This window comes from Streptomyces diacarni (assembly GCF_003323715.1).
GTDB classification, from domain to species: Bacteria; Actinomycetota; Actinomycetes; order Streptomycetales; family Streptomycetaceae; genus Streptomyces; species Streptomyces diacarni.
The window spans coordinates 1-24,670 of record NZ_QOIN01000064.1 but is presented as its reverse complement, the minus strand read 5'-3'; the positions used below and the strand labels follow the sequence as shown (position 1 = coordinate 24,670).

Sequence of the window (24,670 nt, the reverse complement as noted above, 5' to 3'; positions counted from 1 at the left end):
AGCCCTCCTCTGCCTCGCCCGACGACGCGCCGACGTGCTCTTCGCCATGCTCCGCGACGGCACCCTCTACCAACCGCCAACACCTTCAACGGCTTGACCAAACCCATAGAGGCACCCCCCGGGGGCACCTCCCGGCCGGAGGCCGGGGGACTCCGGCCGGGAGGTACCCCCACAAGCCACACCCCACCCGCGGCCCGCACACGGCGGACAGGGGCACCCCCTCGCCGGAGCGACGTCCGCAGGACGAGCCCTCACCACGCGAGGCCGCGGAAACGGGGCAAGCCCTCAGTGCGCGAGGCCGCAGAGACAGGGCAAGCCCTCAGTGCGCGAGGCCGCAGAGACAGGGCAAGCCCTCACTACACGAGGCCGCGCGGAGCAGCGGCCGAGAAGGCTCCGCGAGCCAGCCGGTGCAGCAGCGCCGCGGTCGTCTCGCGGTCCGGCATCGAGGAGGACCCGCTCAGGTGCGGCGTCGAGTTGAGCAGTCCGAAGACGGTGTGCACGGCGACGCGGGCCTCCAGCTCGGTCAGGTCGGTGTTCACCGCCCGCAGCGCCGAGACCCACAGCTCGACGTACTGCCGCTGGAGCTTTCTGACCTTTTTGCGGTCCGCCTCGGGGAGCCGGTCGAGCTCGCGGTCGTGCAGGGTGATCAGTTCGCGGTCGTCGAGTGCGAAGTCGATGTGCCCCTCGATCAGCGCGTCCAGCGTCTCCTCGGGGCCGAGTCCGGCCGCCAGCGACTCCTCCACCCTGCGCCGCCCGCCGTCGTGGAGCCGCTCGCTGATGCCGACCAGCAGCTCGGCCAGCATCGCGTCCTTGCCGGCGAAGTGGCGGTAGAGGCCCGGGCCGCTGATGCCGACGGCGGCTCCTATCTCGTCGACCCCCACCCCGTGGAATCCGCGCTCGGCGAAGAGCCGCGCGGCCTCGCCCAGGATCTGCTCCCGCCGACTTGGTGCAGCTGTGCCCGCCGCCGTCCTGTTGCTCATCCGTCCATTCTAGACAGCCTCGTTAATAGCCGTTAACCTGAAGTCGTCGGTTAACGGCCACTAACTTTTCCTGCCGTGCGGGGCGGGCTCCGGGCGGTGTGCCGGCTGGCCGACCGCGGCGGCGCGTCGCCGCGGGGGCGCGTGGTGACGGGACGGGACGTGTGCGGTGTGGTGCGAGCGAGGGAGCTGGGCTTGATGGACGAGCGGGCGGTGCGGAACGCGAGCGGGCACGGGCCCGCCGCGCCACGTCTGGCGAGCACCGTCGACCCGGACTCGGAGGCGTCGGCGGAGAACCGCAGGGCGCACCGGGAGCTTGCGGGCCGGCTCCGCGAGAAGCTGGCCCGCGCCCGGCTGGGCGGCGGCGCGCGGGCACGCGAGCGGCACGTGGCGCGCGGCAAGCTGCTGCCGCGCGACCGGGTGGACTCCCTGCTCGATCCCGGATCGCCGTTCCTGGAGCTGTGCCCGCTGGCGGCGGACGGGATGTACGAGGACGCGGCCCCGGCGGCCGGGGTGATCGCGGGTATCGGCCGGGTGTCGGGGCGCGAGGTGGTGATCGTCGCCAATGACGCCACCGTCAAGGGCGGCACCTACTACCCGATGACGGTGAAGAAGCACCTGCGGGCGCAGGAGGTGGCGCTGGAGAACCGGCTGCCGTGCCTGTATCTGGTCGACTCGGGGGGCGCGTTCCTGCCGATGCAGGACGAGGTCTTCCCCGACCGGGAGCACTTCGGACGGATCTTCTACAACCAGGCCCGGATGTCGGCCGCCGGTATCCCGCAGATCGCCGCCGTCCTCGGCTCGTGCACGGCGGGCGGCGCCTATGTCCCGGCGATGAGTGACGAGGCGGTGATCGTGCGGGAGCAGGGCACGATCTTCCTGGGCGGCCCGCCGCTGGTGAAGGCCGCCACGGGAGAGGTCGTCACCGCGGAGGAGCTGGGCGGCGGCGAGACGCATTCGCGCGTCTCCGGCGTCACCGACCACCTCGCGGAGGACGACGCGCACGCCCTGCGCATCGTGCGGCACATCGTCTCGACGCTGCCGGCCGGCGGGTCGCAGGCCGGTGTCCTCCCGTGGTCCGTGCGTCCGCCCGAGGAGCCCGCCCTGGATCCCGCGGGGCTCTACGACGCGGTGCCGGCCGACTCCCGCACGCCGTACGACGTGCGGGAGGTGATCGCCCGCGTGGTGGACGGTTCGCGGTTCCAGGAGTTCAAGGCGGAGTACGGCACGACGCTGGTGACGGGCTTCGCCCACATCCACGGGCACCCGGTGGGCGTGGTGGCCAACAACGGCATCCTGTTCTCGGAGTCGGCCCAAAAGGGCGCCCACTTCATCGAGTTGTGCGACCAGCGGGGCATTCCGCTGCTGTTCCTGCAGAACATCTCGGGGTTCATGGTCGGTAAGGACTACGAAGCGGGTGGCATCGCCAAGCACGGGGCCAAGATGGTCACGGCCGTGGCGTGCGCCCGGGTCCCGAAGCTGACGGTGGTGGTCGGCGGTTCCTACGGCGCAGGCAACTACTCGATGTGCGGCCGGGCCTACAGCCCCCGGTTCCTGTGGATGTGGCCGAACGCCAAGATCTCGGTGATGGGCGGCGAGCAGGCGGCGTCGGTGCTGGCCACCGTCAAGCGGGACCAACTGGAGGCCAGGGGCGAGGAGTGGTCCGCCGAGGCGGAGGAGGAGTTCCGCGCCCCGGTCCGCGCCCAGTACGAGACGCAGGGCAACGCCTACTACGCCACGGCCCGGCTGTGGGACGACGGAGTGATCGACCCGCTGGAGACCCGCCAGGTGCTGGGGCTGGCCCTGACGGCGTGCGCCAACGCCCCGCTGCCGCGGCGCGATCCGGAGGCGGCCAGGTTCGGTGTCTTCCGGATGTGACGGCGTCCTGCGCAGGTGAGAGGGCGAGCACGGTGGCGGAGCTGACGGAAGTCGTGAGGGCGAGGAGAGGACCGATGTTCGACACGGTGCTGGTGGCCAACCGCGGTGAGATCGCGGTGCGGGTGATCCGCACGCTGCGCAGGCTGGGCGTGCGCTCGGTCGCGGTCTACAGCGACGCGGACGCCGACGCGCGCCATGTGCGCGAGGCCGACACGGCGGTGCGGATCGGTCCGGCCGCGGCCGCGCAGAGTTATCTGAGTATCGAGCGGCTGCTGGAGGCGGCCCGGCGCAGCGGCGCCCAGGCCGTCCACCCGGGGTACGGCTTCCTGGCGGAGAACGCCGAGTTCGCCCAGCGGTGCGCCGAGGCCGGTCTGGTCTTCATCGGCCCTCCCGCCGCGGCCATCGAGCTGATGGGCGACAAGATCCGCGCGAAGGAGACGGTGCGCGAGGCCGGGGTCCCGGTGGTGCCCGGCTCCTCGGGCAGCGGGCTGTCCGACGCGGAACTGGCCGTCGCGGCACGGCAGACGGGTCTGCCGGTGCTGCTCAAACCGTCGGCGGGCGGCGGTGGCAAGGGCATGCGCCTGGTGCGGGACGAGGCGGCGCTGCCGGACGAGATCGCCGCGGCCCGACGCGAGGCCAGGGGCGCGTTCGGTGATGACGCGCTGCTGGTGGAGCGGTGGGTCGACCGGCCCCGGCACATCGAGATCCAGGTGCTGGCCGACGGCCACGGCACGGTGCTGCACCTCGGGGAGCGCGAGTGCTCTCTCCAGCGACGCCACCAAAAGATCGTCGAAGAGGCTCCGAGCCCGCTGCTGGACGCGGCGACGCGCACGGCGATGGGCGAGGCGGCGGCGAACGCGGCCCGCTCGTGCGGCTACCTGGGTGCGGGCACCGTGGAGTTCATCGTGCCGGGGGACGGCTCGGGCGCGTACTACTTCATGGAGATGAACACCCGCCTCCAGGTCGAGCACCCGGTCACCGAGTTGATCACCGGGCTGGATCTGGTGGAGTGGCAGGTACGGGTGGCCGCCGGCGAGCCGCTGCGCCTCGCGCAGGAGGACGTCACGCTGAACGGGCACGCGGTGGAGGCCCGTATCTGTGCGGAGACGGCGCGCCGCGCGCCGGGTGCCGACGACGGGCGGGTCGACTTCCTTCCGTCGGCCGGCCGGGTGCTGCTGCTGGAGGAGGCGCGAGGCGAGGGGGTACGCACCGACTCCGGGCTGACCACGGGCACCGAGGTGGGCACGGTGTACGACCCGATGCTCGCCAAGGTCATCGCGTGGGCCCCGGACAGGGCCGCGGCGCTGCGCGGACTGCGGGCGGCGCTGGCGCGGACGACGGTCCTGGGCGTGGACACCAACACGGCGTTCCTGCGCGGACTGCTCGCCCACCCCGAGGTCGTCTCCGGTGATCTGGACACGGGCCTGGTGGAGCGTGCCGCGGCGGGACTGCTGCCCGAGGGCGTGCCGGACGAGGTGTACGGCGCGGCGGCACTGCTGCGCCACGCGGCGCTGACGCCGGAGCCGGCCACGGCGGCGCCCGGGGCGGTCCCGGGTGGCGGCGGGGCCGGCCCCTCCGCGCCCGGCACGGTCCGGGACCCGGGTGGTGGCGGCGCGGCGGCCTGGGTGAGCCCGTTCGCGGTGCCCTCGGGCTGGCGGCTCGGCGGGCAGCGGGCGTGGACGGTGCACCATCTGCGGGTGCCGGGCCACGATCCGGTGGCGGTGCGCGTCCGGCCCCCCGCCCCGGACGGCAAACGTCCGCAGGTGCCCGTCTCCCCCGGCGAGATGGAGGTCAGTGTCGAGGGCGCGGCCCCCGTGCGCGCCCGTCTGGCCCCGGGTCCCACCGCCGAGGACCAGGAGCCCGGCGGGGTGCGGGGCGCCACCGTGCGGCTGGACTGGGACGGGATGAGCGGCGTCTTCACCCGCGCCGTGTGCGGGGACGGCGAGACGCCGGGCGTGTGGCTGGGCCGGGACGGCGAGGCGTGGCAGGTGCGGGTGCACGACCCGGTGGCGGCCGCGTTGCAGCGGGCCGGGGCCGCCCAGGGCGCCGACGCGCTGACGGCTCCCATGCCCGGCACCGTCACCCTCGTCAAGGCCGCGGTGGGTGACGAGGTGGCGGCCGGCGAGAGCCTGCTGGTGGTGGAGGCCATGAAGATGGAGCACGTCATCGCGGCGCCGCATGCGGGGCGGGTGGCCCAGTTGGACGTCACGGCAGGCGCCACCGTCGCGATGGACCAGATCCTCGCGGTGGTGGACCCGTTCGAGCCCGGCGCGGACGGCCGAGACGGCGGCGCGGAGGTGGCGGGATGACGGAGTTGCCCATGTCCTTCCCCCTGGAGGGGCTGCCCGCGCGGGTGCGGATCCACGAGGTCGGCCCGCGGGACGGGTTGCAGAACGAGAAGGCGAGCGTTCCGACGGAGGTGAAAGCGGAGTTCGTCCGCAGGCTGGCCGCGTCCGGGCTGACGACGATCGAGGCCACCAGCTTCGTACACCCCCGCTGGGTGCCCCAACTGGCCGACTCGGAAGAGCTGTATCCCCGGCTGACCGGGCCCGGCGCGGGCGACGCGGCCGGTCCCGACGCGGGTGTCCTGGACGGGGTGCGCCTTCCGGTGCTGGTACCCAACGCGCGCGGTCTGGAGCGGGCGCTGGCGCTGGGGGCGCGCGAGGTCGCGGTGTTCGCGAGCGCCACGGAGTCGTTCGCGGAGGCCAACCTCAACCGCACAGTGGACGGCGCGCTGGAGATGTTCGAGCCCGTCGTGGCCCGTGCCAGGCGGGAGGGGCTCGCCGTGCGCGGGTACCTGTCGATGTGCTTCGGGGACCCGTGGGAGGGCGCGGTACCCGTGGCACAAGTGGTGCGGGTCTGCCGCGCGCTGGCGGAGATGGGCTGTGCCGAGCTGAGCCTGGGCGACACCATCGGTGTGGCCACCCCAGGCCACGTCCACGCACTCCTGTCGGCCCTCCGGGAGGCGGGGCTGTCGGAGCGGACCGAGGGCGGGCCTCGGCTGGCCGTGCACTTCCACGACACCTACGGCCAGGCCCTCGCCAATACGCTGGCGGCCCTCCAGCAGGGGGTGTCGACGGTGGACGCCTCGGCGGGCGGGCTGGGCGGCTGCCCGTACGCGAAGAGCGCCACCGGCAACCTCGCCACCGAGGACCTGGTGTGGATGCTGCACGGTCTCGGTATCGAGACGGGCGTCGACCTCGCGCGGCTGACGGCGACCAGTGTGTGGATGGCCGAACGGCTGGGCCGCCCCAGCCCCTCCCGCACGGTCCGCGCCCTCGCGGGTTCCCCGTCCTCCCCGTCTGCCCCGTCCTCCCCGACGGCATCGACTTGTCCGGACTCCCCCGACACCAAGGAGCAGTGAGCAGCATGGCTCTCGACCACCGTCTCTCCCCTGAGCACGAGGAACTGCGCCGCACCGTCGAGGAGTTCGCCCACGACGTGGTGGCGCCCTCGATCGGTGACTTCTACGAGCGGCACGCGTTCCCGTACGAGATCGTGCGCCAGATGGGGGCCATGGGCCTGTTCGGGCTGCCGTTCCCCGAGGAGTACGGCGGCATGGGCGGTGACTACCTGGCGCTCTGCCTGGCCCTGGAGGAGCTGGCCCGGGTGGATTCCTCCGTGGCGATCACGCTGGAGGCGGGCGTGTCGCTGGGGGCGATGCCCGTCTACCTGTTCGGCACGCAGGAGCAGAAGCAGGAGTGGCTGCCGAAGCTGTGTTCGGGCCAGATGCTGGGCGCTTTCGGGCTGACCGAGCCGGAGTGCGGGTCGGACGCGGGCGGCACCCGCACCACGGCCGTGCTGGACGAGTCCACCGGGGAATGGGTGATCAACGGCACCAAGTGCTTCATCACCAACTCGGGGACGGACATCACGGGCCTGGTCACGGTCACGGCCGTCACGGGACGCAAGGACAACGGCGCGCCGCGCATCTCCTCGATCATCGTCCCCTCCGGCACACCGGGCTTCACCGTCGCTCCCGGCTACTCCAAGGTCGGCTGGAACGCCTCGGACACCCACGAGCTGTCCTTCACCGACGTCCGCGTTCCGAAGGCCAACCTGCTGGGCGAGCTGGGCCGTGGCTACGCGCAGTTCCTGCGGATCCTCGACGAGGGGCGTATCGCGATCTCCGCGCTCGCGACCGGGCTGGCGCAGGGCTGTGTGGACGAGTCGGTCGGGTATGCGAACACCCGTATGGCGTTCGGCAAGCCCATCGGTGCGAACCAGGCGATCCAGTTCAAGATCGCCGACATGGAGATGCGGGCGCACACCGCGCGCGTCACCTGGCGCGACGCCGCCGCCCGGCTGGTGGCGGGCGAGCCGTTCAAGAAGCAGGCCGCGCTGGCCAAGCTGTACTCCTCCGAGATCGCCGTCAGCAACGCCCGCGAGGCCACCCAGGTGCACGGCGGCTACGGCTTCATGAACGAGTACCCGGTCGCCCGCATGTGGCGCGACGCCAAGATCCTGGAAATCGGCGAGGGCACGAGCGAGGTCCAGCGCATGCTGGTGGCCCGCGAGTTGGGGGTGGGGGCCTGACGCCACGGCCACACCCTTCCCCCGGGTGTGCAGCGCTTCCGTGAGCCCGAATAATCGGAGCATGGCGGAGATTCTGCAGCGAGCCGGAGCCTGGACCTTCGACGGGGAGCATCTCAGGATCGTGCCCGGCCCGGCCGTCCCGCTGACGGCGACCGGTTCGGACGGCACGGTGACGTTCGACGGGGAGAACCTCCAGTTGGACTGGAACTGGATGGCCGAGGAGAGCAAGGCGTCGGCCGGTCCGCGGCGTCTCGGGCTCGGGGATCTGGCGGGCGTGGAATGGACGCCCGCGCTGGGCTGGGAGAACGGCAGCCTGCGCTTCCGCCTCGGGGGTGACCAGCCCGCACTCAAGCCGGAGCACGACCCCCACTGCCTGGTGCTGTGGGGCGTGCGGCAGGCGCGGGAGACGAGCGGTGCGGTGCGGCTGGCGGCCGCCGTCGCCGCCCGGCTGCCCCACCCGCACGGCGGTTCCCGCCCGGCGCGGGCGCGGGACGGCCGGGCCCTTCCGGAGGCGGACGCGGCGCAGCACCCGCCCGAGGCGGCCACGGCGACCGGCGGGCCACGCGCCGAGACGGCCCCCACGGGAGGGGACGTGGGTGGTCCCGTGGCCGCGGGTGCCGACCATGACGTGCTGTTGCGGCGGCTGCGGGAGCTGGGTGAGCTGCACCGTTCGGGTGTTCTGACGGACGAGGAGTTCGCCCTGGCCAAGAAGGCGGTGCTCGACCGCCTCTGACGCCGCGCGCCGGGAGATGCCGCGTGCCGGGAGATGCCGTGCGCCGGGACAAGGGGCTGCCGCCCGCGTCACCGGTCAGACAGGTGACGCACCCACCTGCAAGGCGGTCCTGACGGGGCAGCCCGGCACGCTCCGACGCCCCTACCGCGAAGCCGGCCTCCGGCACCGGTCGGAGGCCGGTGCCGGGTACGGGGTACGCCCGTGAACGCGAACGCGAACGCGAACGCGCGGCCAGGTCTACGAGACAGCTTCTAGCCGTCCCAGGGCACCTGCGGGGAGCGGTAGTAGTTCACCCCCATCAGGTCCCAGCGGGGTGCCTGCTGGGCGAGCCGCACGCGGTAGGTGTCCCAGTCGTGGGTGGCGGCCGGGGACCATCCCAGTTCGGCGATGCCGGGCAGTTTCGGGAAGGCCATGTATTCGAGCTGGGCGCTGGTCGAGAGGGTTTCGGTCCACAGGGGCGCTTCCACGCCGAGGACGGCCCGCTCGGGGACGCCGTCGAGATAGGTGGCCGGGTCCCAGTCGTAGGAGCGCTCGGTGGAGACGTAGCCGGCCCAGGAGAGGCCGAGGGGCGTGTCCTCGTGGTACTTCATGTCGAGGTAGGAGCGGTCCGCCGGGGAGATCACGAGTCGGGTGCCGTTGCGTGCGGCGGCGGCCACCTGGGCGCGTTCCTCGGCCCCGGTCTCGTCGTAGCCCCAGTACTGGGCGATGGTGCCCCGGCGCGGCGCCGCGGTGATCTGGTGCCAGCCGACAGCGGTCTTGCCGTACTTGGCGACGATGGGCTGGACGCGCTTCATGAAGGCGGCGAAGTCCTCCTCGCTGGTGGAGTGGGCCTCGTCGCCGCCGATGTGCAGGTAGGGGCCCGGGGTGAGGGCGGCCAGTTCGCGGATCACGTCGTCGACGAAGTCGTAGGTACGGCCGAGCGGTACGCACAGCGAGCTGAAGCCCACGTCGGTGCCGGTGTAGAGGGGTGGCGCCTTGCCGTCGCAGTTGAGTTCGGCGTACGAGGCCAGGGCGGCGTTGGTGTGGCTCGGCATGTCGATCTCGGGCACGACGGTCAGGTGCCGGTCTGCGGCGTAGCGGACGATGTCGCGGTAGTCGGCCTTGGTGTAGTGGCCGCCGGGGCCGCCGCCGACCTGGGTGCTGCCGCCGTGGGTGGCCAGCCGTGGCCAGGAGTCGATGGCGATGCGCCAACCCTGGTCGTCGGAGAGGTGGAGGTGCAGCGTGTTGATCTTGTAGAGGGCGAGCTGGTCGATGTAGCGCTTGACCGAGTCGACGGGGAAGAAGTGCCGGGAGACGTCCAGCATGGCGCTGCGGTAGGCGTAGCGCGGCGTGTCCGTGAGGGTGCCGCCGGCGATCTGCCAGGGCCCGGGACGGGTGCTGTCGGCCTCGATGGCGGCGGGCAGGAGCTGGCGCAGGGTCTGGATGCCGTGGAAGAGGCCCGCGGGCTCGCGGGCGCTGAGGACGGTGGCGCGTTCGGTGACGTGGAGCCGGTATCCCTCGGGCCCGAGTCCGCGTTCGCCGCTCAGCCTCAGCTGGATGCCGTCGCGTCCAGGCCGGGTGGTGACGGGCAGCCGGTAGCCGGTGGCGGGCCGCAGCAGGTCGGCCAGCTGTTCGGCCACCTGGCGCGCGCCCTTGGAGGCGTCGTGCCCGCCCTTCTTCCCCCGCCCGTGCCGCCCGGGACCGTGGTCGTGCCCGGGACCGTGCCCGCCGCTCACCCGGATCACGGTCCGCGAGGTGAGGGTGTAGGGCTTGCCCTTGGCCCGTACGGAGGCGGGCGCGGGTATCACCTCATCGAGCGAACGGGGGCCGTGCGCGGCGCCCGGGTCCGGCCGCGCGCCGGTGTCGGCGGTGGCCGAGACGGCGGGCAGCGAGGTGGCGGCGAGCAGGGAGGCGCACAGGAGCAGAAGTGGTCGGAGTCGTCGTCCCATTCAGTGATCCCTCCGAGATCCGGTCAGGAATTCTTCGAACGGTCGTTCACTGGGGTGGCGCACTCACAACGAAAGCCGTCTTCGGGACACTTCGTCATGATGGCGGTCCCGAAGACGACCGGGAAGACATCGGATGGCTTCACTTTTCGCCACGCCGTGCCCGCTATCGGGCAGATTTCTTGCGATCGTGACGCCGAGACCGCACTATCGACGAGTGCTCGACGCTCCGACGCCGGTCCACGACGACCTACTCGACCACCTGGTCCGCACCACGCCGCTGCGGCGCGGCGAGGCGGCGCGGGTGGTGCTGGACGTCCTGTCGTACTTCGACGAGACGGCATCCGAGTTCGTCCGGCGCCGGCACCGGGAACTGCAGGCCAAGGGTCTGACGAATCCGGAGATCTTCGAACGCATCGAGGCCGAGCTGCCGCACCGCGCCGTGGCACCGCCTCAGCTGTCCCTCAGACAGCTGCGCCGCATCGTCTACGGCTGACCTTGCCGGCGTCGTTCCTCCGACGACCACACCGGACGGGGCACGGCGCCAAGGGCACCGAGGGCACCAAGCGGCACACCTTCAACAGCAGCACAGCACGACGGAGAGGCAGGGCATCAGCAGTATGTGCGGAATCGTGGGATATATCGGTAAGCGTGACACCGCTCCGCTCCTGCTGGAGGGCCTCCAGCGACTGGAGTACCGCGGCTACGACTCCGCGGGCATCGCCATCCAGACCGGCGGCGCCGCGGGCAAACCCGGCGCCCTCAAGACGGCCAAGACCAAGGGCCGCGTCCGCGACCTGGAAGAGCGCGTCCCCAAGCGGTTCTCCGGCACGGCCGGCATCGCGCACACCCGCTGGGCCACCCACGGCGCCCCCAACGACGTCAACGCCCACCCGCACCTCGACCCGGCCGAGAAGGTCGCCGTCGTCCACAACGGCATCATCGACAACGCCGCCGAGCTGCGCGCCAAGCTGAGCGCGGACGGTGTCGCCTTCGTCTCCGAGACGGACACCGAGGTGCTCGTCCACCTCATCGCCGCCGCGCAGGCGGAGAGCCTCGAGGGCCGCGTCCAGGAGGCGCTGCGCCACATCGAGGGCACCTACGGCATCGCCGTGCTGCACGCCGACTTCCCCGAGCGCATCGTGGTGGCCCGCAACGGCTCCCCCGTCGTGCTGGGCATCGGGGAGAACGAGATGTTCGTCGCCTCGGACGTCGCCGCGCTGGTCTCCCACACCCGCCAGGTCGTCACCCTGGACGACGGCGAGATGGCCACCATCAAGGCCGGCGACTACCGCACCTACACCACCGAGGGGTCGCGCACCTCCTCCTCGCCCGAGACGGTCGAGTACGCCGCCGAGTCCTACGACCTGGGCGGCCACGAGACCTACATGCACAAGGAGATCGCCGAGCAGGCGGACGCGGTGGACCGGGTGCTGGCGGGCCGCATCGACGACCGGTTCGCCACCGTGCACCTGGGCGGCCTCAACCTGGACCCGCGCGAGGCGCGCGCCGTGCGCCGGGTGAAGATCCTCGGCTGCGGCACCTCCTACCACGCGGGGCTGATCGGCGCCCAGATGATCGAGGAGCTGGCCCGTATCCCCGCCGACGCGGAGCCGGCCAGCGAGTTCCGGTACCGCAACGCGGTGGTGGACCCGGACACCCTCTACATCGCCGTCTCGCAGTCCGGGGAGACCTACGACGCGCTCGCCGCCGTCCAGGAGCTCAAGCGCAAGGGCGCGCGCGTGCTCGGCGTCATCAACGTCGTCGGCTCGGCCATCGCGCGCGAGGCGGACGGCGGGGTGTACGTGCACGCGGGCCCCGAGGTGTGCGTGGTCTCCACCAAGTGCTTCACCAACACCGTGGTGGCGTTCGGGCTGCTCGCCCTGCACCTGGGCCGCACCCGCGACCTGTCGGTCAAGGACGGCAAGCGGATCATCGAGGGCCTGCGCAGGCTGCCGGCCCAGATCGCCGAGATCCTCAAGCAGGAGCCGGAGATCGAGAAGCTGGCCAAGAAGTACGCGGACGCCCGCTCCATGCTCTTCATCGGCCGGGTGCGCGGCTACCCCGTCGCGCTGGAGGCCTCTTTGAAGCTGAAGGAGGTCTCCTACATCCATGCCGAGGCCTACCCCGCCTCGGAGCTCAAGCACGGGCCGCTGGCCCTGATCGAGCCGGCGATGCCGACGGTGGCGATCGTGCCGGAGGACGACCTGCTGGAGAAGAACCGCGCGGCGCTGGAGGAGATCAAGGCCCGCAGCGGCCGGATCCTGGCCGTGGCGCACCAGGAGCAGGAGAAGGCGGACCACACCATCGTGGTGCCCAAGAACGAGGACGAGCTGGACCCGATCCTGATGGGCATCCCGCTCCAGCTGCTGGCCTACCACACGGCGCTGGCCCTGGGCCGGGACATCGACAAGCCCCGCAATCTGGCCAAGTCCGTCACCGTGGAGTAGCGGATGGGCGGAATCCCGCGCGGGCCACCAACCGCGCGGGATTCCGCCTCCCCTGTGCCGGCGTCGCCCATTACGCCGGCAGGTGGGCCGCCGCGCGGGACCGTCACTCCCGGTCGGCGGCACGCCCTCGGTCCGGGGGCGTCCACGTGCTGTCTGTATGCCCCTCACAAGCGCACAACGCACCTCTACGGGCGAGTAGATTTATCGATCCCCACAGAATCAACCCCCGGTGAGCACACCGGAGTTGGAGGAAAACACACCGGACCGCACCCCGCTCCACGCCCGGGGGCGGGGCTGCCGCACCGCCGCGACCCCGGCGCACCCGGTACACCCGGCCCCCGGCACACCGGCGTCCCAGCCGGATCAGGGCACCACCACGACCGGGCGCTGAGCGCGGCGCGCGAGGCGGCCCGCCACCGAGCCGAACATCCGTCCCACCAGGCCGTGCGTCGAGCCGACCACGATGGCGTCGGCCGCGTACTCGCTGCCGACCTCCTCCAGCTCGTGGCAGATGTCGCCGCCGCGCTCCACCAGGATCCACGGGACTTCGGACAGGTGCTCGGCGCAGGCGAGTTCGAGCCCGAGGACCTCGGTGCGGTGGTCGGGGACGTCGACGAAGACGGGGGGCTCGCAGCCCGCCCACACCGTGGTCGGCAGCCGGTTGGCGACGTGCACGATGATGAGCCCCGAGGCGGTACGCCGGGCCATGCCGATGGCGTAGGCGAGCGCCCGCTCGCTGGAGACCGAGCCGTCGAAACCGACGACGACGCCGTGCTGGAAGGCCGGATCGCAGGAGTGGCGTGGCTCGCCCGCCGCTTCGGGGACCGCCGTGGAGTCGGCGATCTGCCTGCGGTCCGCTGGGTCAGGGATCTCGTGTCCTGCCATGAGTTGTCTCGGCGAATGAGTCCTCTGTGCAGAGGGACGACGGACGGCTTGCGCTTTCTCGATCTGCTCGGGGCCTCACGGCCGGCTCGGCGAAGGGACGAAGACCGGGGAAGACCGGGAATCGTCTTCCCAATTCCCTTACCCAAAGGGTACGGCGGCACTCCCCCCTCGCACAGGTAAGGGAAGGCGGCCGCCGGGGCGGTTGACCCCGGAGCATGCCTGAGCGCGGCCCTCAGCGCAATGCCGCGTTACGCCCCTTACGCGCCTCCTTGACGCGGGCGGGACCCGCCGGGACCCGCGGAGCCATGGCGCCGCACCGGGCCGGCTCCCCGCCCACCTCGCGTGGCGGCCTGGTCACGCGGGGCCCGCGCGTCCGCCGCCGCGTCCGCCGCCGCGGGGCCGGCCCCCGGCCGCCCACCCACCGACACCCGACCGACCCCCACCGACTCCCGGCCGGCCCCGCCGCCTCCCGGCCGGCCGGGAGGCCGCCGCCCGAGTCGGCAGCGGGTCGATGCGATGGCGCGAGACGATCGCTCGGGGCGCACACCGGCGCACACTGGGTAACCAGATGTCACGTGCCGTTCGCCCCTCCGCCGGACCGGGGATGACCAGGCGCAGCATGCGCCTCCCGCGCCTCTGGGCACCCGTGGCGTGCGCCCCGGGAGTGACTGGATCGTACGTGTGACCCCCCTCGTTTTTCGGCCAACTTGGGAGCACGCCTCATCCCTTCCCGTACCACTCCCCCGACCCCCTGTCACCAGGGAGGAAAGGAGCGCCGAGCGGGTGTGCACCCTACGTTGACGGGGCAGAGAGGGCATGCGTACTTCCCTGCAACGCCTTTGAGTGAAACGCTTCGTGATCGAATGCTTCACGCCAAGTTGCCTTGTCGACATAGCGCCGGATGCCGAACTTGCACCGCCCACCTCATCCGACGCAGTAGATTCGATCTTGGCTTTCGCTGCGGGGGAGAGCGGGGGAGATGTGTATGGACCGAGAGGAACACAACGATTGAGGGGGGCTTAGTTCCAATGAGCCAGGACTCCACGAACGGCCCAGTTGAGACCCGCAAGCTGGCCGCGCGCCGCCGGCGCGAGATCGTGGCGGTGTTGCTCTTCAGCGGTGGTCCCATCTTCGAGAGTTCCATCCCGCTCTCCGTCTTCGGAATCGACCGCCAGGACGCGGGAGTTCCGCGCTACCGGCTGCTGGTCTGCGCGGGCGAGGACGGACCGCTGCGCACCACCGGCGGGCTCCAGTTGAGCGCGCCGTTCGGCCTCGAGGCGATCTCCCGCGCCGGCACCGTCGTCGTGCCCGCCTGGCGCTCCATCACCCAGCCACCACCCCCGGCAGCCCTGGAGGCGCTGCGCCGCGCGCACGAGGAGGGGGCCCGGGTCATCGGGCTGTGCACGGGCGCCTTCGTCCTCGCCGCCGCGGGCCTGCTCGACGGCCGCCCCGCCACCACGCACTGGATGTACGCGCCGACGCTCGCCAAGCGCTACCCGGCCGTCCACGTCGACCCGCGCGAACTGTTCGTGGACGACGGCGACATCCTCACCTCGGCGGGCACGGCGGCGGGCATAGACCTGTGCCTGCATGTGGTGCGCACCGACCACGGCGCCGAGGCGGCCGGAGCACTCGCGCGGCGGCTGGTCATACCGCCCCGCCGCGGCAACGGCCAGGAGGCCGGTGGCCACCCCCGCCACCTGGACCGCTCCTTACCAGAGGAGATCGGCGCCGACCCGCTGGCCGAGGTCGTCGCCTGGGCACTGGAACACCTCCACGAGCAGTTCGACGTAGAGACCCTCGCCGCGCGCGCGTACATGAGCCGCCGCACCTTCGACCGACGCTTCCGGTCTCTTACTGGGAGCGCTCCACTGCAGTGGCTGATCACCCAGCGCGTGCTCCAGGCGCAGCGGCTGCTGGAGACGTCCGACTACTCGGTGGACGAGGTGGCGGGACGCTGCGGCTTCCGCTCCCCCGTCGCGCTGCGCGGCCACTTCCGCCGCCAGCTCGGCGCCTCTCCCGCCGCCTACCGGGCCGCCTACCGGGCACGGCAGGTGGACGGGGAGCAGGGCGAGGACGCACCGGTCCTCGGCGGGGAGGGCGCGGAGGGCGGAGCGCGCCTGCCGCACCAGCCGCAGCCGGGCCACGGCGGCCAGGGTCCCCTCGTCCAGGGGCCCGGCGGCCAGGGCGGCGGCCCGGGGTACGCGCCGGGGCCGGGAGCCGGGCACGGTCACGGTCCTGGCCCCGTCCACGCCGGCGCGGGGTACCCGGGCGGGCAGCCGGGGCACGCCGTGCAGCCGGGACACTCCACGGGCGGGTACGGGCAGGGGCACGGGTACGGGGGCGGTCAGGAGCCGGGGGCCGCCGCCGGGCACGGGCAGCCCGGGGCCCCCGCGAACGGCCCGGCCGCCGCGCACAGCGGGCGCCAGGGGGTGCGCGAGTACCGGAGCGTGCGGGAGGGCCGTTCCGAACGGGGCAAACCCGACTCGGACGCGTTCGCCCCCCGGGTTCCGGGCCAGCGCGGCCGGGGCGCGAGCTGAGCGGGGCGGGTCACGTAGTGTGAAGCGCATGAACGATCGCATGGTGTGGATCGACTGCGAGATGACCGGCCTCTCGCTGTCCGATGACGCGCTCATCGAGGTGGCCGCGCTGGTGACCGACTCGGAGCTGAACGTACTCGGGGACGGCGTGGACATCGTGATCCGCCCGCCCGCCTCCGCGCTCGAGACGATGCCGGAGGTGGTGCGCCAGATGCACACCACCTCCGGTCTGCTCGCCGAGCTGGACGGCGGTACGACGCTGGCCGACGCGGAGGCCCAGGTGCTGGCGTATCTGCGCGAGTGGGTTCCGGACGCCGGGAAGGCGCCGCTGTGCGGGAACACCGTCGGCACCGACCGCGGCTTCCTCGCCAGGGACATGCCGGCCCTGGAGAGCCACCTGCACTACCGGATCGTGGACGTCTCCTCGGTCAAGGAGCTGGCCCGCCGCTGGTATCCCCGGGCCTACTTCAACAGCCCCGAGAAGAACGGCAACCACCGGGCACTGGCCGACATCCGCGAGTCGATCGCCGAGCTGCGGTACTACCGCGAGGCCGTGTTCGTCCCGCACCCGGGGCCGGACTCGGAGACGGCGAAGAAGATCGCCGCCCAGCACGTGCTGCCCCCTGCGCACTGACGGGCCGGACGCCGCACCGACCGGCGGAGGGCCTGTCCCGGCCCCGCCCCGAAACCCGTGCGCGAGCACACGCCCGAACCCTGTACACTCGTAGCGGCCGGTCAGGGAAGATCCTCTCCCCGCACCGGACGTGGTGGTCGTAGCTCAGGTGGTAGAGCACCTGGTTGTGGTCCAGGATGTCGCGGGTTCAAGTCCCGTCGATCACCCTTTTCGAGCGAGGCCCTCACCGGCAAGTCCGGTGGGGGCCTCGCTCGTTCGCGCCATGAGCGGTCCACGGAACTTCTCCGGGTACGCAAAACACCGCGTTCCCGGCCTCCCTGCCGGGAGACGGGAACGCGGTGCTGACGGGCGGGCAGAGCTGAGTGTCTGCCGTTACGGGTCGCTCGGCTCAGTCGTTCTGCATCGGGCCGAAGACGAAGACGACCGAGTCGTTCATGATGTGGTCGTCGTCGGAGACGTGGATCTTCTTCCACTCCTTGCTGACCGACTCGTGCACCGAGTTGTACTGGTGCCCCTTCGGCCAGGCGGCAGCGGAACCCGCGCCCGCACCGGCCAGGCCGAGAACGGCGAAGCCGACGGCGACGGAGCGCACGAGCGTACGCATACGCATGGGAACCTCCAAGGGTTGGTTGGATGAAGCACCACGATGGCTGCCGAAGTGTCACTTTTTGGTACAACACGAAAACGTCGTCGCGGATTGAACCCGGACGGCGCAGCCTTCTCCGCATTCGAACTAATATTCGGTACGTGAGTGAGTGGAGTGACAGGGCAGGGCCGTGGGCGCGGGCCCGGATGCCCGACGGACAGGAACTGGACGTCATCGTCACCGGCCGCTCCCGCACCCCCGACGGGCACTGGTGGTACGAGTGCGAGGCCATCCTGCCCAGCCGCTACCAGCACCCCGACGGGCGCGTCGAGCCCGGCAGCGCGCCGACCGCGATCGTCGTCGCGGCCGAGAGCATCACCCCTCTCCCCGGCGAGCGCTACGAGGCGCTGCCGACGGCCGGCGCGGTGGCCGGGCGCCAGTGGGTGGCGGTCCGCGTACGGGGCGTCGGCCAGGAGGGCCCGTGGTGGTGCGTGCACCGCCGCGACTGCTGGCAGGCCAGGGACGGGTGGCTCACGCGGCGGATCACCGCACGGGAGGCGGTGGCACTGCTGGCCGACGGCGAGGACGCACGGGTGTGCGACGTCTGCCGCCCGGACCGTGCACTGCGCACGGCGCGCTGAGCCTCCCCCTCCGGGTGAGAGCGCACGCGCCGGCGGCGTTCCCCGGTCGCAACCCGCCTCACACCAGGCGGACGCCGTGGCCCGCAAGGTAGCGGACGGGGTCGATGTCACTGCCGTAGCCGCGCTCGGCCCGCACCTCGAAGTGCAGGTGGGGCCCGGTCGACCGGCCCGTGTTGCCGGAGCGGCCCAGCGGGGTGCCGGGGTGGACGGTGTCGCCCGCGGTCACGGAGAGGCGCGACAGGTGGGCGAAGAGGGTGTATCCGCCGTCCGTCATGCGGACGGTCACCGCCTTGCCGTAGTCGCCGGACCAGCCCGCGAAGACCACCGTTCCCGGGCCGACGGAGCGGACCCCCGTGCCCTCCGGCACGGCGAGGTCGATGCCCGTGTGGTGGCCTGCCGCCCAGTCCCCCTTCACCCCGTACGCCTGCGAGACCCGCACCCCCTCCACGGCGATCGGCCGCACCCAGCGCACGGTCCCCGCCGATCCGCCCGCCTCAGCCGCGCCCGCGCCCGCCCCCTGCCCGGAGGCCCCACCCGCCGAGGAGGCGTCCGGTGGCGGGGGCTCCGCTTTCCGGGGTGCGCCGGCACCGGCGAGGACGGCAGAGGCCCCCGAGGGGCCGGCGGCCGGGAGGCCGGGCGCCGCGAGCAGGAGGGCGAAGCCCGCGGCGGCGCCGGCCACCGCACGGCGGAGGCGTCCGCCGCGTGCCGCGGCCGCCTGCGCTCCGCCGGAAGCCCGGTCACCGTGGGTCGTCGTACGAGCCATACCTGTGATGCAACGGCCTTCGGCCGCGACCTCGCACCCCGGACGAGGCCCAAGGAGTGAGCCGGTCCCCCGTCAGGAGGAGGCGCGGGTGACCAGTTCGGTGGGCAGGACGCGGTGGCAGCGGTCGCCCTCCGCCGTGGTGTGCGCGGCCGAGGCGCCGGGCGTTCCCCTGCCGAGGAGGTCCAGCAGGAGGCGGGCCATCTCCCGGCCCATCACGGGCAGGGGCTGCCGCACCGTGGTCAGCGGCGGATCCATGTGGCGGGAGACGACCGAGTCGTCGAAGCCGACGAGGGCGACGTCGTCCGGTACCGACCTGCCCGCCTCACGCAGCGCGTGCCGGGCGCCCGCGGCCATCACGTCGGACGCGCAGAAGACGGCGTCCAGCGCCGGGGCGCGCTCCAGCAGGAGGCGCATGGCGCGGCGACCGCCCTCCTCGGTGAAGTCACCGCCCGCCACGAGGCGTGCGTCCAGCGGGCGGTCCGCCTCGCGCAGCGCCGCGCGGTAGCCGTCCGTACGGCAGCGCGCCGCGTGGACGCTGCCGGGACCTGTGATGGTGGCGACGGCGCGGCGGCCCCGGTCGAGCAGATGCGCGACCGCGTTCCGGGCGCCGCCGGTGTTGTCGCAGTCGACGTAGGGCACCGGCGCGGCGGCGCGGCGCCTGCCGCCGAGCACGGTGGGGATCCCGGCGCCGGTGAGCACGTCGGGCAGCGTGTGGTCGGCGTGCACGGAGACGAGCAGCACCCCGTCGATCCGGTGCGCCGCCGCGTACTGCGCGAAGCGGTCCCGCTCCTTTTGGGAGTCCAGCAGGGTGAGGAGCAACTGCATGTCGGCGCGGGCGAGCTCCGTGCCGACCGCGCGGACGATGTCGGAGAAGTACGGCTCGGAGAAGAACCGGGACCCGGCCTCGGGGACGACCAGCGCTATGGCGTCCGCACTGCCCGCCGCCAGCGCGCGGGCCACCCGGTTGGGCACGTACCCCAGTTCGGCGACGGCCTCCTCGACCAGGGCGCGGGTGCGGTCGCTGACGCGGGGAGAGCCGTTGACCACCCGGGAGACGGTGCCGCGTCCCACCCCCGCACGGCGTGCGACCTGCTCCAGAGTCGGCCGGGGCGGTGCGGACCCGCCGGGTCGTCCGCCGCGCGCTGCTGCCATGGTCCCCTCCCCGCACCGGCCCCGGACCTGGCGAGACCGGGGCGAGGGAGCTCATTCAACTACAACGGCCGCCGAAGGGGCCCACGCGTGCGCGGGCCCCTTCGGCGGCGCGACGGCGCGGTGGGGCGCGACGGGTGGGGGTGGGACCATCGCGCCCCGCCGACCGGGCCGGTGCGCCGGGTGGGGCCCTGGACGGGGGCCGCGACCCGTGCCCGGCCGGGCAGGGGCTGCCGTGGGGTCAGCCCGCGAACGCCTCGGTGAAGTCGTAGGGCTGCTGCTCGACGCTGGAGCAGGTGGGGTCCGCCTGGTCCTTGGGGCCGCCGGGGCAGGGCTTGTCACGAGTACCGGACCACATGGAGACCCAGCCCATGCCCTTCTCCTGCGCGAACGCCCGCACCTCCTTGGCGTCCTCGGGCCGGAACACCTCCACGTTGACGTCGTTGACGCCGATCATCGGGGTGACGGCCAGCGCCTTCCACGCCTCCGCCTCGCCCAGACCGAGCGCCTCGGCGACCTGCTTGTGCGTGGCGGTCGCCGCCTGGGTGGCGTACTCGCCCATGTCGCCGTCGTAGGAGGGCCCGTAGTCCATGGCCATGATGTTGACGGCCGACACCTCCACCCCGTTCGCCTCGGCGTTCTTCAGCAGGGCCACGCCGGGCTCCGTCAGCCCCTCGGGCATCACCGGCAGGGTGTAGGAGACGTCCAGGCCCTGATGGCTCTTCTGAAGCGCGGCGACCGCCTTGGCGCGCCGCTCGTTGGCCTCGGTGTCGGGCAGCGCGGCGCCCTCGATGTCCAGATCGATCTTCTTCAGGTCGAAGGTGTCGACGACCTTGCCGTACGCCGCGGCGAGCGCGTCCGGCGAGTCGCAGGCCGTGGCGAGCTCGGAGCCGTTGGCGCCGCCGAAGGAGACGCGGACATCCCCGCCCTTGGCGCGCAGGTCGGATATCTGCGCGGCCACGGGGTTGTCCTCCAGCTCCTGGGAGCCGCCCCACTGGGGGGCGCACTGGCCGCCGCCGCTGGTGACGAAGGCCAGGTTGTACTCCTTGACGCCGGTCTTCTCCGCGCTCTCCAGCAGGTCGTAGGAAGGCTGGAGCGAGGTGTCGACGTACGGCGCGAAAGGCGTACCGGCCGCCTCGGACGGGGCCGCGGCCTCCTCGCCCGCCGTGGCGTTGCCCGCGAGCACGAAGCCGCCTCCCGCGACGAGGGCGGCGGCAGCGGCTCCGGTGAGCAGTGTGGTCGTACGGCGGGTGCGGCGGCGGTGTCCTGCTGAGTGCGTCATCGCGTTCGATGCCTCGCTGAGGTGGGGGACGGGAACGGCCAGCACGCTAGCCGCGGTGAATCGGACGAATGCCATGTTGCGGACTCCGGCCGGCTTCCTTAGGACGCGCTTAAGGAAACCGAAAGGGCCTCCTCAGGAGCGGCGGCCCACAACAGGCCGCGGGCGGGCATTCCGCCCCCGGACCGGAACCGCGTTGCTCCGAACGCCGCAGAAAGCACCCCTCCGTGGGGTGACGGGCGGGCGACGGTCGGAAAGTCACAACGACGGCACCGCGCCCGCTGTGCATGGATGGTGCCCAAGCGCAAGTTGTCTGTCTCCTGAAAGAAGAAACACCATGCTTCGTTCCGTGACCACGGCCGCTTTCGCCGCCGCCCTCGTCCTGGGCGGTGCCTCCGCCGCGGCCGCCGACGCCGGTGCCCAGGGCGGCGCCGCCAACTCCCCGGGTGTCCTCAGCGGGAACGTCGTCCAGGTTCCGGTCAACGTCGGTGCCAACGTCTGCGGCAACTCGATCGACGTCATCGGCCTGCTGAACCCCGCCGCGGGCAACGCCTGCGCCAACAAGTAAGCACCCCCGACGCCGCCGCGTCCGGCCCGCCCCACGGACCGGACCCGGCGGCGCTCCCGTGCGCGGACCCATGTCCGCGCACGGATCCCTTTCCGCGCGGCGGCCCTTCCGCGCACGGCCGCATTCCGCGCACGGCCGGGTTCCCGGTACGGCGGCATATCCGCGCGCGGCGGCGTTCCCGGGCGGTGGCGTTCCCGGGCGGTGGCGTTCCCGAGCACGGTGACCTCCCCGGCCACGACCAGGCTCCCGACGCGGCGGCGCACCCGGGCACGGGGGCGTCCCCGAACGGTCGCGTTCCCAGACACGGTGGCGTCTCGCGCGCGGCGAAACTTCCCGCGCGGCAGCGAGTCCCCGCATGGCGGCGGTCTCCTGCGAGGTGGCGACCCCGGGCGCGACGGCGTTCCCGCGTACGGCCGCGATCCTGGGCACGACGGCGTTCCCGCGAACGGCGCGGTCCATTGCGCGGCACCTTCCCCGGACGCGGCAGAGCCCCCACGGGCGGGGGCCTTCCCCCGCACGACGGCGGATCCACACGCGGCAACGTGACCCTGCACCACGACGTTCCCGCCTGCGGCGGGGCGGACCCGGGCACGGCACCGGACTTCCCCTGCCCGGCGGCGCCCCCGCGCGCGGCAGCGCTCGCACGCACCGCGACGCCCCCGTGCGCGGCAGCGCGCCCCCAGCACCGCGACACTCCCGCCCGCGCGGCAGCGCGCCGCGTGCAGGTGGGCGCCTCGCGAGGGGGCAGGCGTCGGGCGTGGCGCTCGCACGGTGCGCCGCGCCGCCGCGGCGCGTCCTCAGGCCCGGCGCGCGAGGCGAGCGCGCCGGGCCCCGCGGCGGAGGCGGTGGCTGACGCGGTGGGTTCCTGTGCGGGTGGCGGCACCGTCGCGGAGTGCGAGCCGCACCCGTATCTCCGTGCCGCCGAGTACCGAGCGGCCCAGCCGCAGGTCGCCGCCGGTGGATTCGGCGACGCGGCGCACGATGTCCAGGCCCAGCCCCGTGGAGCCCGGGCCGCCGTGGCCGTGGCCGCGGCGCAGCGCGGCGTCGGGGTCGGTGATGCCGCGGCCCGCGTCGGAGACGAGCAGGATGGCGGCCTCGCTCGTGGGTCCGCTGTGCAGGTCGACGGCGAAGGCGGTGCCTTCGGGGGTGTGCCGGAAGACGTTGCCGAGCAGGGCGTCGACGGCTGCGGCCAGTTCGGCGCGGGCGACCGGCACCCGTACCGGATGCTCGACCCCGGCGACCCGCGCCTCACGGCTCTCGTCTTCGGCCAGCGCCGACCAGAAGGCCATCCGCTCGCGGATCACCTCGGCCGCGTCGCAGGTGGCGGAGGGGGCCGCGTGGGGCGCGGGCGCCTTCTGTTCGCGGGCGGTGGCGATGATGGTGTCGACCTCGCCCTCCAACTGTGCGACGGCGGCCCGGGTCTGCTCGGCGGCGTCGCCCTCGCCGAGGGAGGCGGCGTTGAGCCGCAGGACGGTCAGCGGGGTGCGCAGCCGGTGGGAGAGGTCGGCGGCCAGTTCGCGTTCGTTGGCGAGGAGTTGGACGACGTGGTCGGCCATGGAGTTGAAGGCGGTGGCGGCGGAGCGCAGCTCGGTGGGCCCTTCTTCGGGTATCCGCACGTCCAGTTGTCCCTCGCCGAGGTCGTGCGCGGCGCCCGCGAGCCGTTCGGCGGGCCGCACCATGCGGGTGCCGAGCCGGTCGGCGACGGCGACCGAGCCGACGATCAGTGCGAGGCCGACCCCGGCGAGCACCATCCAGGAGGTGGCGACGCCGTGGGTGACCTCGTCGTCGGGTACGAAGACCTCGACGACGGCGATGCCGCCCGTCACGGCGGTGGGCCGCAGGAGCGTGTAGCCGCCGTCGACCTCGACGGTGGTGGCGCGGCCGAGGCGGCGCGCCGCCGCGAGCCGGGCGCGGGGTGCCCGGCTGTGGCCGACGCGTACGGGGCCGCTCTTGGCGCCGCCTTTCCCCGCTTCGGCGGGTACGTGGACGGCGACGCGTCCCTCGGCGCCGGCCTGGGTGATGGCGACGGCGCGCTGGAGTTGGCGGCGGTCGCGGGTGATGGCCAGGGCGGGGCCGATGGCGGAGGCCTGGCGTTCGGCGCCGGCGAAGGCCCGGTCTCTGGCGGTCTCCTTGACGACGAGGGCGAGCGGGACGGCGAAGGCCACCACCACCATCGCGGTCACGGCAAGGCAGACCTTCACCAGGGCCCATCTCACGTGGGCCCGCCCGAACCGGGCGGCGGGGCCGGGGGCTCCGTGGCGGGCGGCGGGGCCGCGGGGTTCGTGGCGGGCGGTTCCAGCTTGACGCCGACCCCGCGCAGGGTGTGCAGGTAGCGCGGTTTGGCGGCCGTCTCCCCCAACTTCCGCCGCAGCCATGACAAGTGGACGTCGATCGTCTGGTCGTCCCCGTAACTGAGCTGCCACACCTCCGACAGCAGTTCCTTGCGGGCGACCACGACGCCGGGGCGGCGCGCCAGGAAGGCCAGCAGGTCGAACTCGCGGCGGGTCAGGTCGAGCAGCGCGCCCTCCAGCTGTGCCATACGGCGCAGCGGGTCGATGGCGAGCCCGCCCACCCGGATCACGGCGTCCCGGGCGCCGTCGCCGCCTGCGGCGGAGGTGCGCGTGCGGCGCAGCACGGCCGCCATCCGGGCCGACAGGTGGGCGACGGAGAACGGTTTGACCAGGTAGTCGTCGGCTCCCGCGTTCAGCAGCCGGACGATCTCGGTCTCGTCGTCCCGCGCCGTGGCGATGATCACCGGGACGTCGGTGACGCCGCGCAGCATCTTCAGCGCCTCGGCGCCGTCGAGGTCCGGCAGCCCGAGGTCGAGGACGACCACGTCGAAACCGACCTGCGCCACCTCGCGCAGGGCCTCCAGCGCCGTGCCCACGCTGCGGACCGTGTGGGCCGCCTCGGTCAGGTGCCGGATGAGGGCGGAGCGCACGAACTGGTCGTCCTCGACCACGAGCACACTTGCCATGGGCGGAACCGTACGTCATCCGGGCGCCCCCTAGATGAGTGAGTCCGATGTGTGTGCTGGTCGCGACCATGGCGAAGGGCGCCCGTTGGTCAGTGTGTGAAGACAAACCTGGACGCCCTTCTGGCGGCACTGTACGTGTTCATCGACGA

The 24,670-nt window shown here is 73.0% G+C and carries 20 protein-coding genes and 1 tRNA gene; 12 read left to right on the top strand and 9 right to left on the bottom strand.

The genetic code is table 11. From position 1 onward, the window contains the following. Positions 1-356: 356 nt before the first annotated feature. Positions 357-980: an SACE_7040 family transcriptional regulator gene (locus DTL70_RS29580; protein ID WP_114025082.1), complete on the bottom strand. Its 624-nt coding sequence runs from the start codon at positions 978-980 to the stop codon at positions 357-359. Positions 981-1,175: 195 nt separating this feature from the next. Between DTL70_RS29580 and DTL70_RS29575 the strand changes: the two genes are divergently transcribed. The 5 genes from DTL70_RS29575 to DTL70_RS29555 all read left to right on the top strand — a co-directional run bounded on the left by DTL70_RS29575 (position 1,176) and on the right by DTL70_RS29555 (position 8,124). Beyond that, complete coding sequence (locus DTL70_RS29575) at positions 1,176-2,855, top strand: carboxyl transferase domain-containing protein (RefSeq protein ID WP_114025081.1); 1,680 nt, start codon at positions 1,176-1,178, stop codon at positions 2,853-2,855. Positions 2,856-2,929: 74 nt separating this feature from the next. Beyond that, complete coding sequence (locus DTL70_RS29570; protein ID WP_114025080.1) at positions 2,930-5,164, top strand: ATP-binding protein; 2,235 nt, start codon at positions 2,930-2,932, stop codon at positions 5,162-5,164. After that, positions 5,161-6,219: a hydroxymethylglutaryl-CoA lyase gene (locus DTL70_RS29565; protein ID WP_114025079.1), complete on the top strand. Its 1,059-nt coding sequence runs from the start codon at positions 5,161-5,163 to the stop codon at positions 6,217-6,219. The genes DTL70_RS29570 and DTL70_RS29565 overlap by 4 nt, the downstream gene beginning before the upstream one ends. Before the next feature lie 5 nt (positions 6,220-6,224). Continuing rightward, positions 6,225-7,391 (top strand): acyl-CoA dehydrogenase family protein, encoded by a 1,167-nt coding sequence (locus tag DTL70_RS29560; protein ID WP_114025083.1) that lies wholly within the window; start codon positions 6,225-6,227, stop codon positions 7,389-7,391. A 61-nt stretch (positions 7,392-7,452) separates the two neighbouring features. Further along, a complete protein-coding gene (locus DTL70_RS29555; RefSeq protein WP_114025078.1) occupies positions 7,453-8,124 on the top strand; it encodes a DUF4429 domain-containing protein in 672 nt (223 codons plus the stop codon). Between the two features lie 251 nt (positions 8,125-8,375). On the opposite strand, the gene DTL70_RS29550 is transcribed toward DTL70_RS29555, so the two are convergent. Next, a complete protein-coding gene (locus tag DTL70_RS29550; RefSeq protein ID WP_114025077.1) occupies positions 8,376-10,052 on the bottom strand; it encodes a beta-N-acetylhexosaminidase in 1,677 nt (558 codons plus the stop codon). Positions 10,053-10,266: 214 nt separating this feature from the next. Here DTL70_RS29550 and DTL70_RS29545 point away from each other — a divergent pair, with 214 nt between their 5' ends. Then, complete coding sequence (locus tag DTL70_RS29545) at positions 10,267-10,545, top strand: hypothetical protein (RefSeq protein WP_114018098.1); 279 nt, start codon at positions 10,267-10,269, stop codon at positions 10,543-10,545. A 124-nt stretch (positions 10,546-10,669) separates the two neighbouring features. Beyond that, positions 10,670-12,499, top strand: coding sequence for a glutamine--fructose-6-phosphate transaminase (isomerizing) (gene glmS / locus DTL70_RS29540; RefSeq protein WP_114025076.1), 1,830 nt, complete (start codon positions 10,670-10,672; stop codon positions 12,497-12,499). A gap of 363 nt (positions 12,500-12,862) precedes the next feature. Here glmS and DTL70_RS29535 read toward each other — a convergent pair whose 3' ends face one another. Then, on the bottom strand, positions 12,863-13,384 hold the full coding sequence (locus DTL70_RS29535) for a universal stress protein (RefSeq protein WP_114025075.1): 522 nt from the start codon (positions 13,382-13,384) through the stop codon (positions 12,863-12,865). Between the two features lie 1,028 nt (positions 13,385-14,412). On the opposite strand from DTL70_RS29535, the gene DTL70_RS29525 reads away from it, so the two are divergent. From DTL70_RS29525 to DTL70_RS29515, 3 genes are all read left to right on the top strand, one after another. Then, complete coding sequence (locus DTL70_RS29525; RefSeq protein WP_114025073.1) at positions 14,413-15,924, top strand: helix-turn-helix domain-containing protein; 1,512 nt, start codon at positions 14,413-14,415, stop codon at positions 15,922-15,924. A 28-nt stretch (positions 15,925-15,952) separates the two neighbouring features. Then, positions 15,953-16,558 (top strand): oligoribonuclease, encoded by a 606-nt coding sequence (gene orn / locus DTL70_RS29520; RefSeq protein WP_114025072.1) that lies wholly within the window; start codon positions 15,953-15,955, stop codon positions 16,556-16,558. A 133-nt stretch (positions 16,559-16,691) separates the two neighbouring features. Beyond that, positions 16,692-16,764, top strand: a tRNA-His gene (locus DTL70_RS29515). Between the two features lie 182 nt (positions 16,765-16,946). On the opposite strand, the gene DTL70_RS29510 is transcribed toward DTL70_RS29515, so the two are convergent. Continuing rightward, positions 16,947-17,168, bottom strand: a complete 222-nt coding sequence (locus tag DTL70_RS29510) for a hypothetical protein (RefSeq protein ID WP_114025071.1) — start codon at positions 17,166-17,168, stop codon at positions 16,947-16,949. Positions 17,169-17,305: 137 nt separating this feature from the next. Here DTL70_RS29510 and DTL70_RS29505 point away from each other — a divergent pair, with 137 nt between their 5' ends. Then, on the top strand, positions 17,306-17,785 hold the full coding sequence (locus DTL70_RS29505; RefSeq protein ID WP_242751321.1) for a DUF6233 domain-containing protein: 480 nt from the start codon (positions 17,306-17,308) through the stop codon (positions 17,783-17,785). A 58-nt stretch (positions 17,786-17,843) separates the two neighbouring features. Here DTL70_RS29505 and DTL70_RS29500 read toward each other — a convergent pair whose 3' ends face one another. The 3 genes from DTL70_RS29500 to DTL70_RS29490 form a co-directional block, all read right to left on the bottom strand. Beyond that, positions 17,844-18,548 (bottom strand): murein hydrolase activator EnvC family protein, encoded by a 705-nt coding sequence (locus DTL70_RS29500; RefSeq protein ID WP_181861132.1) that lies wholly within the window; start codon positions 18,546-18,548, stop codon positions 17,844-17,846. Positions 18,549-18,620: 72 nt separating this feature from the next. Next, positions 18,621-19,700 (bottom strand): LacI family DNA-binding transcriptional regulator, encoded by a 1,080-nt coding sequence (locus tag DTL70_RS29495; protein WP_114025068.1) that lies wholly within the window; start codon positions 19,698-19,700, stop codon positions 18,621-18,623. 238 nt (positions 19,701-19,938) lie between these two features. Beyond that, positions 19,939-21,054 carry a chitinase gene (locus DTL70_RS29490; protein ID WP_114025067.1) on the bottom strand — a complete coding sequence of 372 codons (1,116 nt, stop codon included), beginning with the start codon at positions 21,052-21,054 and terminating at the stop codon, positions 19,939-19,941. Positions 21,055-21,313: 259 nt separating this feature from the next. Between DTL70_RS29490 and DTL70_RS29485 the strand changes: the two genes are divergently transcribed. Beyond that, complete coding sequence (locus DTL70_RS29485) at positions 21,314-21,544, top strand: chaplin (RefSeq protein WP_114018089.1); 231 nt, start codon at positions 21,314-21,316, stop codon at positions 21,542-21,544. A gap of 797 nt (positions 21,545-22,341) precedes the next feature. On the opposite strand, the gene DTL70_RS29480 is transcribed toward DTL70_RS29485, so the two are convergent. Together DTL70_RS29480 and DTL70_RS29475 are read right to left on the bottom strand one after the other, a co-directional pair. Next, positions 22,342-23,760 (bottom strand): sensor histidine kinase, encoded by a 1,419-nt coding sequence (locus DTL70_RS29480; RefSeq protein WP_114025066.1) that lies wholly within the window; start codon positions 23,758-23,760, stop codon positions 22,342-22,344. Beyond that, positions 23,757-24,521, bottom strand: a complete 765-nt coding sequence (locus tag DTL70_RS29475; protein ID WP_114025065.1) for a response regulator transcription factor — start codon at positions 24,519-24,521, stop codon at positions 23,757-23,759. The genes DTL70_RS29480 and DTL70_RS29475 overlap by 4 nt, the downstream gene beginning before the upstream one ends. Between the last annotated feature and the right edge of the window lie 149 nt (positions 24,522-24,670).